The 12,753-nt window shown below is 71.4% G+C and carries 10 protein-coding genes; 5 read left to right on the top strand and 5 right to left on the bottom strand.

Annotated elements, in window-relative coordinates; genetic code table 11:
• Positions 1 to 3,504: multifunctional oxoglutarate decarboxylase/oxoglutarate dehydrogenase thiamine pyrophosphate-binding subunit/dihydrolipoyllysine-residue succinyltransferase subunit (locus tag ESO86_RS04380; protein WP_129233664.1), on the top strand; the 3,504-nt coding region annotated here is incomplete at its 5' end.
• 102 nt (positions 3,505 to 3,606) lie between these two features.
• On the opposite strand, the gene ESO86_RS04375 is transcribed toward ESO86_RS04380, so the two are convergent.
• From ESO86_RS04375 to ESO86_RS04365, 3 genes are all read right to left on the bottom strand, one after another.
• Positions 3,607 to 5,937: an MMPL family transporter gene (locus tag ESO86_RS04375; protein ID WP_129233663.1), complete on the bottom strand. Its 2,331-nt coding sequence runs from the start codon at positions 5,935 to 5,937 to the stop codon at positions 3,607 to 3,609.
• Between the two features lie 79 nt (positions 5,938 to 6,016).
• Positions 6,017 to 6,274, bottom strand: coding sequence for a zf-HC2 domain-containing protein (locus ESO86_RS04370; RefSeq protein WP_129233662.1), 258 nt, complete (start codon positions 6,272 to 6,274; stop codon positions 6,017 to 6,019).
• The gene (locus ESO86_RS04365) at positions 6,271 to 6,918 is read right to left on the bottom strand and encodes a sigma-70 family RNA polymerase sigma factor (protein WP_129233661.1); all 648 of its coding nucleotides are present in this window, start codon (positions 6,916 to 6,918) and stop codon (positions 6,271 to 6,273) included. The genes ESO86_RS04370 and ESO86_RS04365 overlap by 4 nt, the downstream gene beginning before the upstream one ends.
• 107 nt (positions 6,919 to 7,025) lie before the next feature.
• Here ESO86_RS04365 and aroA point away from each other — a divergent pair, with 107 nt between their 5' ends.
• The 3 genes from aroA (at position 7,026) to bcp (ending at position 10,004) form a co-directional block, all read left to right on the top strand.
• Positions 7,026 to 8,390 (top strand): 3-phosphoshikimate 1-carboxyvinyltransferase, encoded by a 1,365-nt coding sequence (gene aroA, locus ESO86_RS04360; RefSeq protein WP_129233660.1) that lies wholly within the window; start codon positions 7,026 to 7,028, stop codon positions 8,388 to 8,390.
• Positions 8,387 to 9,427 carry a ribosome small subunit-dependent GTPase A gene (gene rsgA / locus ESO86_RS04355; protein WP_129233659.1) on the top strand — a complete coding sequence of 347 codons (1,041 nt, stop codon included), beginning with the start codon at positions 8,387 to 8,389 and terminating at the stop codon, positions 9,425 to 9,427. The genes aroA and rsgA overlap by 4 nt, the downstream gene beginning before the upstream one ends.
• A 100-nt stretch (positions 9,428 to 9,527) precedes the next feature.
• Positions 9,528 to 10,004, top strand: a complete 477-nt coding sequence (bcp, locus tag ESO86_RS04350; RefSeq protein WP_129233658.1) for a thioredoxin-dependent thiol peroxidase — start codon at positions 9,528 to 9,530, stop codon at positions 10,002 to 10,004.
• An 81-nt stretch (positions 10,005 to 10,085) separates the two neighbouring features.
• Here bcp and ESO86_RS04345 read toward each other — a convergent pair whose 3' ends face one another.
• A complete protein-coding gene (locus tag ESO86_RS04345; protein WP_165307314.1) occupies positions 10,086 to 10,499 on the bottom strand; it encodes a hypothetical protein in 414 nt (137 codons plus the stop codon).
• A gap of 196 nt (positions 10,500 to 10,695) precedes the next feature.
• Here ESO86_RS04345 and ESO86_RS04340 point away from each other — a divergent pair, with 196 nt between their 5' ends.
• Positions 10,696 to 10,944, top strand: coding sequence for a WhiB family transcriptional regulator (locus ESO86_RS04340; protein ID WP_055859573.1), 249 nt, complete (start codon positions 10,696 to 10,698; stop codon positions 10,942 to 10,944).
• 144 nt (positions 10,945 to 11,088) lie between these two features.
• On the opposite strand, the gene ESO86_RS04335 is transcribed toward ESO86_RS04340, so the two are convergent.
• Positions 11,089 to 12,582: a sensor histidine kinase gene (locus ESO86_RS04335; RefSeq protein ID WP_129233656.1), complete on the bottom strand. Its 1,494-nt coding sequence runs from the start codon at positions 12,580 to 12,582 to the stop codon at positions 11,089 to 11,091.
• Positions 12,583 to 12,753: the final 171 nt, after the last annotated feature.

Genomic DNA, 12,753 nt, shown 5'->3' with positions numbered 1-12,753 from the left:
CCCGCCGACCAGCCCGCGGCATCCGCCCACGTGCCGGCCACCGCGCCGAACGCGGTCATCGGCCAGGCCCCCGCCGCACGGACCACCTCGGTCGCACCGCGCACGACCCCCGTCCCGGCCGACGTCCCGGTGACGAGCCCCCAGCAGAAGGCCGACGCCGGCGAGCGCGAGGACGAGGTCCTCCCGCTCAAGGGCCTGCCGAAGACCCTCGCGGCGAACATGGACGCCTCGCTCACCGTGCCCACCGCCACGAGCGTGCGCACGGTGCCCGCGAAGCTCATGATCGACAACCGCATCGTGATCAACAACCACCTCCGCCGCACCCGCGGCGGCAAGGTGTCCTTCACCCACCTCATCGGCTGGGCGCTCATCCAGGCGCTGAAGGACTTCCCGAGCCAGAACGTGTTCTACTCCGAGGTCGACGGCAAGCCCTCCCTCGTGAAGCCCGCGCACATCGGCCTCGGCATCGCGATCGATCTCCCGAAGCCCGACGGCACCCGCGCGCTCCTCGTCCCCGCGATCAAGCGGGCCGAGACGATGACGTTCAACGAGTACCTCGGCGCGTACGAGGACCTCGTCTCCCGGGCGCGCAAGAACAAGCTCACCGCCGACGACTTCAAGGGCGCGACGATCTCGCTCACGAACCCGGGCGGCATCGGCACGGTGCACTCCGTGCCGCGCCTGATGAAGGGCCAGGGCTGCATCATCGGCGCCGGCGCGCTCGAGTACCCGGCCGAGTTCCAGGGGGCCAGCGAGAAGACGCTCGCGAACCTCGCGATCGGCAAGACGATCACGCTCACGTCCACCTACGACCACCGGGTCATCCAGGGCGCCGGCTCGGGCGAGTTCCTGAAGAAGGTGCACGAGCTGCTCATCGGCGAGCGCAACTTCTACCAGGACATCTTCGCGGCGCTCCGCCTGCCGTACGAGCCGATCAAGTGGAACGCCGACATCTCGGTCGACATCGCCAGCGCGATCGACAAGACCGCCCGCGTGCAGGAGCTCATCAACTCCTTCCGCGTCCGCGGCCACATGATGGCCGACATCGACCCGCTCGAGTACGTCCAGCGCTCGCACCCCGACCTCGACATCGAGAGCCACGGCCTGACCTTCTGGGACCTCGACCGGGAGTTCGTGACCGGCGGGTTCGGCGACAAGCGGACCGCGCTCCTCCGCGACATCCTCGGCGTCCTGCGCGACTCGTACTGCCGGACCATCGGCATCGAGTACATGCACATCCAGGACCCCGTGCAGCGCAGGTGGATCCAGCACCAGGTCGAGCGCAAGTACGAGAAGCCGACCCACGACGAGCAGATGCGCATCCTCGGCAAGCTCAACGAGGCCGAGGCGTTCGAGACGTTCCTGCAGACCAAGTACGTCGGCCAGAAGCGCTTCAGCCTCGAGGGCGGCGAGTCGATGATCGCGCTCCTCGACGAGGTGCTCCAGGGTGCGGCGAAGGAGGGCCTCGACGAGGTCGCCATCGGCATGGCGCACCGCGGCCGCCTGAACGTCCTCACCAACATCGCCGGGAAGACCTACGGCCAGGTCTTCCGCGAGTTCGAGGGCACGCAGGACTCCAAGTCCTTCTCCGGCTCGGGCGACGTGAAGTACCACCTCGGCACCGAGGGCACCTTCACCGCCGACGGCGGCCAGCAGGTCCCCGTCTCGCTCGCGGCGAACCCGTCGCACCTCGAGGCCGTCGACGGCGTGCTCGAGGGCATCGTCCGCGCCAAGCAGGACCGCAAGCCCGTCGGCACGTACTCGGTGCTCCCGATCCTCGTCCACGGCGACGCGGCGATGGCCGGCCAGGGCGTGGTGGTCGAGACCATGCAGATGTCGCAGCTGCGCGCGTACCGGACGGGCGGCACCATCCACCTCGTGGTCAACAACCAGGTCGGCTTCACCACCGTCCCGGGCGACGCGCGGTCGTCGATCTACTCGACCGATGTCGCGAAGGCCATCCAGGCGCCGATCTTCCACGTGAACGGCGACGACCCCGAGGCCGTGGTCCGCGTCGCGGAGCTCGCGTTCCGCTACCGCCAGGAGTTCAAGCGCGACGTGGTCATCGACCTCGTCTGCTACCGGCGTCGCGGGCACAACGAGGGCGACGACCCCTCGATGACGCAGCCGCTCATGTACAACCTCATCGAGGCCAAGCGCTCGGTCCGCAAGCTCTACACCGAGGCGCTCGTCGGTCGCGGCGACATCACCGAGGAGGAGTACGAGGAGGCGCACCGCGACTTCCAGGACCGCCTCGAGCGGGCCTTCGCGGAGACGCACGCGGCGCAGACCGGGTCGATCCCGATCGTCGGCGGCGAGGCGCACGCGGCGGAGCCGGTCTCCGGCGAGCTCGAGACGACCGGCGTGTCGACCGAGGTCGTGCACGCCATCGGAGACGCCTTCATCAACAAGCCCGAGGGCTTCACGGTCCACCCGAAGATCCAGCAGCTGCTGGCCAAGCGCCAGGACATGAGCCGCAACGGCAAGGTCGACTGGGGCTTCGGCGAACTGCTCGCGCTGGGCTCGCTGCTGCTCGAGGGCACGCCCGTCCGACTCGTCGGCCAGGACGCGCGCCGCGGCACGTTCGTGCAGCGCCACGCGGTGCTCCACGACCGCGTGAACGGCCAGGAGTGGCTGCCGCTGCAGTACCTCGGCGACCAGCAGGCCCGCTTCTGGATCTACGACTCGCTGCTCAGCGAGTACGCGGCGATGGGCTTCGAGTACGGCTACTCCGTCGAGCGGGCCGACGCGCTCGTGATGTGGGAGGCGCAGTTCGGCGACTTCGCGAACGGTGCGCAGACCATCATCGACGAGTTCATCTCGTCGGCCGAGCAGAAGTGGGGCCAGCGCTCGAGCGTCGTCCTGCTGCTCCCCCACGGCTACGAGGGCCAGGGTCCCGACCACTCCAGCGCGCGCATCGAGCGCTACCTGCAGATGTGCGCCGAGGACAACATGACCGTCGCCCGGCCGTCGACGCCCGCGTCGTACTTCCACCTGCTCCGCCGCCAGGCCTACCAGCGCCCGCGCCGACCGCTCGTCGTGTTCACCCCGAAGGCGATGCTCCGCCTCCGCGGCGCGACCAGCGAGGTCGAGGACTTCACGCAGGGCCGCTTCGAGCCCGTGATCGACGACGCGCGGATCAGCGACAAGTCCGCCGTCAAGCGGGTCGTGTTCATGGCCGGCAAGCTGTACTACGACCTCCTCGCCGAGCTCGAGAAGAACCCGAACCCCGAGGTCGCGCTCGTCCGCCTGGAGCAGTACTACCCGCTGCCCGCCGCCGAGCTGAAGGCCGTCGCCGACGGCTACCCGGACGCCGAACTGGTGTGGGCGCAGGATGAGCCCGAGAACCAGGGCGCGTGGCCGTTCTTCATCATCGAGACGAACAAGCTCGGCCCTCGCGAGGTCCGCCTCGTGGCCCGCACCGCGGCGGCGTCGCCCGCGACCGGGTCCGCGAAGCGGCACTCGGCCGAGCAGGCCGACCTGATCAAGCGGGCGCTCTACTAGGGCGCGCCGCGCCCAACGCGAAGAGCGGATGCCTCCCCGGAGGCATCCGCTCTTCTCGTTCGCCCGGCCGACCCGGCCGGAGCCGGGCCGGCCGCAGCCTGATCAGCCGGTCTCGACCGGGACGCGGTCGGTCCGCTCGGTCTCCTCCGTCGTGGCGACCCCGTCGGCCTCCGCGGCATCCGTCGGCGCCGCGTGCGCGCCGTGCCGGCGTTCCTCGCGTGCCAGGCGGCTCGGCCACCAGATCGCGCGCCCGATGTCGTACGACGCGGCGGGCACGAGGAGCGTGCGCACCAGGAACGTGTCGAGCAGCACGCCGAAGGCGACGATGAACGAGATCTGGGCGAGGAAGAGGATCGGCAGCACGCCGAGCGCGGCGAAGGTCGCGGCGAGCACGAGGCCGGCCGAGGTGATCACGCCGCCCGTCAGCCTGAGCCCCCTCAGGATGCCCTCGCGCGTGCCGTGCTTGGCGGCCTCCTCGCGCACGCGGGTCATCAGGAAGATGTTGTAGTCGACGCCGAGCGCGACGAGGAACACGAATCCGAACAGCGGCACCGACGGATCGGCGCCGGAGAAGCCGAAGACGAACTCGAACACGAGCGCCGACACGCCGAGCGCGGCCGCGAACGAGACCACGACGCTCGCGATCAGGATGAGCGGCGCGACGACCGCCCGCAGCAGCAGCATCAGGATCGCCAGGATCGCGAGCAGCACCAGCGGGATGATGAGTCGCTGATCGGCGACCGCGGCCTCGTTCGTGTCGAGCGCGACGGCGGTCGGGCCGCCGACGAGGACGTCCTCGCCCACGTCGTCGAGGCCGTCGCGGAGGTCGATCACGGTGGCCTCCGCCTCGGCCGAGTCGGCGGGGTCGTCGAGCGTGGCCTGCAGCATCACCGAGCCGCCGACCACGGTGGGGTCGGGTGCGGGGGTTCCCGGCGGCCCGAACGCCTGGATGCCCGCATCGGTCACGGGCGCGCTGCCGGCCGGCGAGTCGGCCGAGAGCACGGCGACGGATGCCACGCCCGCCGTGCCGAGCGCGATGTCGGCCATCTCCTGGAGGTCCTCCTCGGGTCCGATGATGACCGCCGGGGTGCCGGAGCCGCCCGGGAAGTGCTCGCTGACGAGCTCCTGTCCGTCGCGCGCCTGCGATTCGCCGAGCACGAACTCGCTCGACGGCACGCCGTCGGCGTCGAGCCGGACGAGCCCCAGTGCCATGACGCCGAGGAGGACCGTCGAGAGGATCCACACCGTGCGGGGGCGTCGCGACACGAGGCGCCCCACGGCTCCCCAGAGGCCGCGCTCCGCGGACTCCTCGGCATCGGCCGGTGCCGCGTGCCTGCCGTGCTCGGCATCGGGGGCGGTCGCCTCGGCCCGGGCGATGCGCCGCGGCCAGAAGGCGACCCGGCCTGCCCAGAGCAGCAGGGCCGGCAGGAGCGTGAGCGCGGCGAGCAGGGCGAACACGATGCCGATCGCCGCGACGGGTCCCAGGATCTTGTTCGAGTTCAGTTCGGAGGCCAGGAGGATGAGCAGGCCGACGATGACGGTGCCCGCCGAGGCCGCGATCGGCTCCCATGCGCCCTTCAGCGCCGCCCACGTGGCATCCCACTTCGTCTCGTGCTGCGCGAGCGCCTCACGGTAGCGGGCGATGTACAGCAGGGCGTAGTCGGTCGCCGCGCCGATCACGAGGATGAAGAGGATCCCCTGGGTCTGACCGGACAGCAGCAGCAGGTCGGCCTTCGCGAGCTGCACGACGGTGAACACCGAGGCCGTCAGCGCGGTCACGCTCGTGAAGAGGACGATGATCGGCAGGAGCGGCGAGCGGTAGACGATCACGAGGATCACGAGGACGGCGAGGAGCGCGACGGCCAGGAGCAGGCCGTCGATGCCCGAGAACGCCGCCGCGAGGTCGGCCGTGAAGCCCGCGGGGCCGGTGACGGCCGCCGTCGTGCCCTCGATCGGCGACTCCGCCAGCAGTTCGCGGACGGACTCGACGGTGGCGCCGGAGCCCTCCTCGCCCTCGCCGGGCGCGATCGACGCGACGAACTGCGCCGCCTCCCCGTCGTCCGACGGGATCACCGGCGACGTCTCGTCCCGGACGACGCCCTCGACGTCGAGCACGTCGTCGCGGAGCGCGTCGATGTCGGCGAGCTGGGATGCCGACAGGTCGGATCCGTCGTCGGACGCGACGATCACGATCGCCGGCACGTTCTCGGAGTCGCGGAACCCATCCTGCAGCTCGTTCACCTCCGTCGCCTCCGCCGACGCGGGCAGGAACGACGCCTGGTCGTTCTGCTGCACGTCGGAGAGGCCGCCGAACGCGGCGCCTCCGGCGCCGAACAGGGCGAACCAGACGAGGATCAGGACGGCGGGGATCAGGACCCGAAGCCAGACGGGGACGCGACCCCCCGGACGTTTCGCGACGGCATGCTCGTTCATCGTGCTCGACGCTACGGAACGGCCGCCTCCCCGCGCGTCCATCGAAAGTTCGGAACCCGGCTCGGCCGGGCGCGCGGGCTCAGTCGGCCAGGACGCCGTGTCCGGACTGGACCGCCCGGATGCGGGTCAGCACGACCGCGCGCAGTTCCTCGGGCGCACTCTCGCGGCACGCCCGCTGCACGACCTCGGTGATCGCCACGCCGACGCGCAGCTCGCTCCGGCAGTCCTCGCAGTTCGCCACGTGCTCTCGGATGTCGGCGGCATCCTCGCTGCACAGCTCGTTGTGCAGGTACTCCTCGAGCTCGGCCTTCGCCTTGTCGCAGCCGCAGTCGGTCATCTCGTGCTCCTGGTGGATCGGGCCGCCGGCTGCGTCGCGGCGAATCCGCGCTCGCTGGCGTAGTCGGCGAGGGACTCGCGGAGCATCCGCCTGCCACGGTGCAGGCGACTCATCACGGTCCCGATCGGGGTGTTCATCATGTCGGCGATCTCCTGGTAGGAGAATCCCTCGACGTCGGCGAAGTAGACGGCCAGTCGGAAGTCCTCGGGGAGCGCCTGCAGGGCGTCCTTCACGGCGGAGTCGGGCAGGTGGTCGATCGCCTCGGCCTCCGCCGAGCGGCTCGACGCCGCCGTGGTCGACTCGGCCCCGCCGAGCTGCCAGTCCTCGAGGTCGTCGATCGTGCCCTGGTAGGGCTCGCGCTGCTTCTTCCGGTAGGTGTTGATGAAGGTGTTCGTGAGGATGCGGTACAGCCACGCCTTCAGGTTCGTCCCCTGCTTGAACGAGGCGAAGGCGGCGTACGCCTTCACGAACGTCTCCTGGACGAGGTCCTGCGCGTCGGCGGGGTTCTTCGTCATGCGCAGGGCGGCCGCGTACAGCTGGTCGATGAACGGCAGCGCCTGCTCCTCGAACAGCGCGCCGAGGTCGCGCGTCTCATCGTCGGGCCGGGTCGCCTCGGCCGGGGTCGCAGTGTCGTCGGCGCTCATCAGGGGCCATCCTAGATCGTGGGTCTCCGAGGCGACTGGGCGATCGAGTACCGCGAGTGACACGCACCGACTCCTTCCTGCTCACCGGACGCTACTGTTGGTAACCGATGCAGATATCGAGGTATTCCGCGCCCGAGTTCGATCCGTACGGCGACAACCGGCAGACCGAGACGGATGACGGGTGGCGCGCGCCCGTGGCATCCGCCCCGCTCTCGGCGACGCTCTCGCTTCCCGGATCGAAGTCGCTCACGAACCGCGAACTGGTCCTGGCGGCCCTCGCCGACGGGCCGTCGACGCTCCGCGCGCCGCTCTGGTCGCGCGACAGCGAGCTCATGGTCGAGGGGCTGCGCTCCCTGGGCGTCGGGTTCGAGCGGATGCCGGGCGCCGGCGGGTTCGGCGACGACCTCCGCGTGACGCCCGCCGACGAGCTGTTCGGCTCGACCACCATCGACTGCGGCCTCGCGGGGACGGTCATGCGGTTCCTGCCGCCCGTGGCGGCGCTCGCCCTCGGACCGACGACGTTCGACGGCGACGCCGCCGCCTACCGTCGTCCGATGCGGGGCGTCATCGAGGGACTGCGCGGCATCGGCGTCGACCTCGACGACGACGGCCGCTGGGCGCTGCCGTTCACGGTGCACGGCACCGGCCGGGTCGAGGGCGGCGAACTCACGATCGACGCGTCGGCATCGAGCCAGTTCGTCTCCGGCCTGCTGCTGTCGGCGGCGCGGTTCGAGCGCGGGCTCGACCTCGAGCACGCCGGCGAACGGCTGCCGAGCCTGCCGCACATCGAGATGACGATCGACACGCTCTCTCGTCGCGGGGTCGAGGTCGAACAGCCCTCGGTCGGCCGCTGGCGGGTGGCACCCGGGCCGATCGCGGCGCGCGACGTCGACATCGAGCCCGACCTCTCCAACGCCGCACCGTTCCTCGTCGCCGCGCTGGTCGCCGGCGGCTCCGTGACCGTCACGGGCTGGCCCGCCGAGACGACCCAGGTCGGCGCGCAGCTCGCCGACCTGCTGCCCCGGTTCGGCGCGCGCGTCGAACGGGAGGGCGACCGGCTCACCGTGCATGCGCCGCAGTCGCACGACGGCGGCGGGATCCGGGGCGTCGAGCTCGACCTGTCCGAGGCCGGCGAGCTCGTCCCGAACCTCGTCGCCCTCGCGGCCTTCGCCGACGAGCCGAGCACCATCACGGGCATCGGCCACATCCGCCACCACGAGACCGACCGACTCGCCGGACTCGCCGCCGAGCTGAACGGCCTCGGCGGACGGGTCACCGAACTCGACGACGGCCTGCGCATCGAGCCGGCGCCGCTGCACGGCGGCGAGTGGAAGGCGTACGAGGACCACCGCATGGCGACCACCGGGGCCATCGTCGGCCTCGCGGTCGACGGCGTCGTCGTCGACGACATCGGCTCGACGTCGAAGACGCTGCCGCAGTTCACCGAACTCTGGGGGCGGATGCTCGGATGAGCTGGTGGGACACGGACGACGAGGCCGAGGAGTACGAGGAGTACGACGAGGCCGACGTCCGGGTCCGCCCGAGCCGGCGCGGAAGCCGCCCCCGCACCAAGGTGCGCCCCGAGCACGCCGACGCCGAGACGGGATTCGTGCTCGGCGTCGACCGGGGTCGCTACACCCTCCTCGTCGACGGGGGGACCGACGACGAGCGCGAGATCACCGCGGCGCGGGCGAGCGAGCTCCGACGCAAGTCCGTGGTGACCGGTGACCGGGTCGACCTCGTCGGCGACACGTCGGGAGACGAGGGCACCCTCGCCCGGATCGTCCGCGTCCAGGAGCGCACGACCCTCCTCCGACGCAGCGCCGACGACACCGACGCGGTCGAGCGGGTGATCGTCGCGAACGCCGACCAGATGCTCATCGTCATCGCCGCGGCGAACCCCGAGCCGCGCGTCCGGCTCGTCGACCGCTACCTCGTCGCCGCGTTCGACGCGGGCATCGCGCCGCTCGTGTGCGTGACGAAGACCGATCTCGCGGACCCGGGACCCTTCCTCGCCAACTTCGCCGGGCTGGACCTCCCTGTCTTCCTCAGCCGCACCGACGCCATGCCGCTCGAGGAGATCTCCGAGCGGCTCGTCGGACACCGCACGGTGTTCGTCGGCCACTCGGGCGTCGGCAAGTCGACCCTCGTGAACGCGCTCGTACCGGACGCCAACCGTGCGACGGGTCGCGTGAACGTCGTGACGGGTCGCGGGCGGCACACGTCCTCGTCGACGGTGTCGCTGCGCCTCGACCACGACGGCCGCACCGGCTGGGTCATCGACACGCCGGGCGTGCGCTCGTTCGGGCTCGGGCACGTCGACCCCGCCAACATCCTCGGCGCGTTCGCCGACCTGGCCCGCATCGCCGAGGACTGCCCGCGCGGGTGCACCCACCTGCCCGACTCCCCCGACTGCGCCATGATCGAGGCGGTCGAGGCCGGCGAGCTCGGCGAGACCGGGCGCGTGCGGCTCGACTCGCTCCAGCGACTGCTCACGACCTTCGCCTGACGCAGCCGTCCGCCGGGCGCGCGGGGCGGATGCCCGGCGACGACGTCCCGCCTGATCCCGCGCGGCACGCGGCATCCGTCGCCCTGCCTACGATTGAGGCATGACCGACCTCCGACTCGCCGCCGGCGACCTCGCGCCCGACTTCACGCTCCCCGACCAGGACGGCTCGCCCGTCACGCTCAGCTCGCTCCGCGGGCAGCGGGTCGTGCTCTACTTCTACCCCGCGGCCATGACGCCCGGCTGCACGACCGAGGCGTGCGACTTCCGCGACAGCCTCAACTCGTTCGCCGGCGCCGGGGTGCGCGTGGTCGGCGTCTCGAAGGACGACGTGCCGAAGCTCAGGGAGTTCGCCGAGCGCGACGGCCTGAACTTCCCCCTGCTCTCCGACACCGACCTCGCGGTGCAGCAGGCGTACGGCGCCTGGGGCGAGAAGCAGCTGTACGGCAAGACGGTGACGGGCTCCATCCGCTCGACCTTCCTCATCGACGAGGAGGGCCGGATCGCCAAGCCGATGTACAACGTGAAGGCGACCGGGCACGTCGCCCGGATCCGCAAGGAGCTCGGCCTCGACGGCTGAGCCCGCCGCCTCCCGCACCCGACGGGCGGTCGTCGCACGATGCGAAGGCCGCCCGTCGGCGTCTCCGCACGCGCTCCCGGCTCACGCGGCCGGAGCGTCCTCGGGGCGTGCGTACAGGTCGCGCACGGGCGGCCAGAGCAGCAGCCCGATCACGGTGATCGCCGGAACGAGCAGCACCCAGCCCACGTCGGGTCGCGCGAACAGGCCCTGGAACGCGCCGACGGCGATCGAGAGCTGGAGCACCTGCCAGACGATCGCGGCCGCGCGCGACCACGGCGCACGGCGCGCGGATGCCACCGCGATCGCCGTCACCCAGGCGGCGGCGATCGCGACCACCACCACGAGCGCGACGGCGGTCGCGAACGACGACGGCTGCAGCACGAGGAGGTCGACCACGAGCCACGCGAGGACCGCCAGGAGTGCTCCGGCCTCGGCGAAGAGCAGTGCGACGACGGTCACGAAGGCGGCGCGGACGCCGCTCGCATTCACAGACATCTCCCGAAGAGCACTCTTGATTCGCTTCTCTCGCTATGCGACCATTTATGAGGCCGAATTGATGCTCACAGGGACGTGAGCCGATCGCTTCCCACGATCCTACTTCCCGAGATTCGGCTTTCCCCCTGCAGCACCGCCGGTTCCCGGCTGCGCACGCGTGCGTCCGCTGCGAACCGATGAAACAAGGAGCATCTACATGGATTGGCGCGACAAAGCCGCCTGCCTCACGGCCGACCCGGAACTCTTCTTCCCCGTCGGCAACACCGGTCCGGCTGTCGACCAGATCGAGAAGGCCAAGGCCGTATGCGCCCGATGCACCGTCACCGAGATCTGCCTGCAGTACGCCCTCGAGACCGGTCAGGACTCGGGCGTCTGGGGCGGTCTGAGCGAGGATGAGCGCCGCGCCCTGAAGCGCCGCGCAGCTCGCGCCCGTCGCGCCGGCTGAGAACCGGCGCGCACCGCGCGTCCGGGCTCCGACGACCCGAGGTCGTCCCCGACGGAGCCGAACCCCCGCAGGTCGCGCACCTCCCCGCAGCACCCGGACCGGACGGCACCCGCGATCGCGCGGGTGCCGTTCGCATGTCCGCGGTCAGGGCTTCGTGATCCAGCGCAGCGGGACCTCGATGGTCACCTCGGTGCCGCTGCCGACGACCGTGTGCCAGTCGATGGTCCCGCCGAGCTCGCCCTGGATGAGGGTGCGCACGATCTGCGTGCCGAGGCCCTCTCCGACCTTGCCCTCGGGCAGGCCCGACCCGCTGTCGCGCACCTGGACGATGAGCTGCGTCTCCGAGCGGTCGGCGATGACCTCGACGTCGCCCTCCTGCCCGGCGAGACCGTGCTCCACGGCGTTCGTGACGAGCTCGGTGAGCGCGAGCGCGAGCGGCGTCGCGTACTCGCTCGGCAGCACGCCGAACGTCCCGGACTTCTTCGGGTGGGCGGTCGTGTTGTGCGCCGCCGCGACCTCGGCGACGAGCAGCAGGGCCCGGTCGAACACCTCGTCGAAGTCCACGTTCTGCGTGAGCCCCTCGGAGAGGGTGTCGTGGACGACGGCGATCGCGCCGACGCGGCGCATCGCCTGCGTGAGCGCGTCGCGCGCCTCGTCGGAGTGGGTGCGGCGCGCCTGGATCCGCAGGAGCGACGCGACGGTCTGCAGGTTGTTCTTGACGCGATGGTGGATCTCGCGGATCGTCGCGTCCTTGGTGATGAGCTCCTGTTCCTGATGGCGGAGCTCGGTGACGTCGCGCGAGAGCACGATGGCGCCCGTCCGCTCGCCCCGTCGCCGGATCGGGATGGCTCGGATCGACACGGTCACCCCGCGCGACTCGACGTCGGTGCGCCACGGCGCCCGCCCCGTCACGACCAGCGGGAGCGACTCGTCGACGTCGAGCTTGCCGCTGAGCAGGCGCGTCGCGACCTCTGCGAGGGACTGCCCCTCGAGCTCGTCGTCGAAGCCCATGCGGTTGAACGCCGAGAGCGCGTTGGGGCTCGCGAACGTCGTCACGCCGTCGACGTCGAGCCGGATCAGGCCGTCGGAGGCGCGGGGCGCTCCGCGACGCGGTCCGGTCGGCGCGCCGAGGTCGGGGAAGTCGCCGGAGGCGATCATCTGGAACAGCTCGTCCGCGCAGTCGTTGAACGTGAGCTCCTGCCGGCTGGGGGTCCGCGTCGAGCCGAGGTTGGTGTGCCGGGTGATGACGGCGACCGGGTCGGGCGCGAGCGCCGTGCCCGTCACGGACAGGCGCCGCATCACGGGCACCGCGCGCACGCGCGTCGGCATCTCCTCGTACCAGTCGGGGGCCGACGACTCCTGGATCCGACGCGCGCCGAAGGCCTCCGAGACGAGGTCCCGCCACTCGCTCCGGATGCCCTGCCCGACGAAGTCGCGGTAGAACAGCGTCGCCGCGCTCGACGGGCGGGAGTGGGCGACCGCGACGAAGCCGTCGTCGCCCGAGGGCACCCACAGCACGATGTCGGCGAAGGCGAGGTCGGCGAGCAGTTGCAGGTCGCCGACGAGCATGTGCAGCCAGTCGACGTCGGCCTGGCTGCTGCGCCCCTGGGCGAGGACGAGGTCACTGAGGGTCGACACGGGTCAAGCGTACCCACCCGAGCGGATGCCTCAGGCCGCCGCCGTGCGCCGGCGCAGGGCTCCCAGGACGTCCCGACGTGGGCGGCGCTCCACCGGCTGCGGGAGCAGCCGGTCGTCGACGTACGAGCGCAGCGCCGCCCGGAGGGCCGAACGCGGTGCCGCGTCGCGCAG

Origin of the sequence: Agromyces binzhouensis, assembly GCF_004135055.1 — a bacterium.
Lineage (GTDB): Bacteria > Actinomycetota > Actinomycetes > Actinomycetales > Microbacteriaceae > Agromyces > Agromyces binzhouensis.
Note: the sequence above shows the minus strand (reverse complement) of the source record. Positions and strands in the feature narration are given on the sequence as shown.